The sequence below is a fragment of the Vibrio owensii CAIM 1854 = LMG 25443 genome, from assembly GCF_000817815.1.
Classification (GTDB): domain Bacteria; phylum Pseudomonadota; class Gammaproteobacteria; order Enterobacterales; family Vibrionaceae; genus Vibrio; species Vibrio owensii.
Genome location: NZ_JPRD01000109.1, coordinates 1 through 221, shown reverse-complemented (window position 1 = coordinate 221; position 221 = coordinate 1). Strand labels below are relative to the sequence as shown.

Genomic DNA, 221 nt, shown 5'->3' with positions numbered 1-221 from the left:
AAGTTGACCACGTGCATTTAGTAGTAAAGATTCCACCAAAGGTATCGATATCCAAGTTGATGGGGGTATTGAAAGGCAAAATAGCCTTAAAGCTATTTAGTAAGTTTCCTCATCTTAGGAAGAACAGGCTTTGGGGTAATCACTTTTGGCAAAGAGGCTATTTTGTCGATAGTGTTGGAATCAATGAAGAAATCATACGCCGATATGTAAGACATCAAGAG

General features: G+C 38.5%; 1 protein-coding gene. It reads left to right on the top strand.

Going from position 1 to position 221, the window contains the following annotated elements; translation table 11 throughout:
• The coding region (tnpA, locus tag H735_RS29505; protein WP_042980864.1) for an IS200/IS605 family transposase at positions 1–221 on the top strand (221 nt) is incomplete at both ends.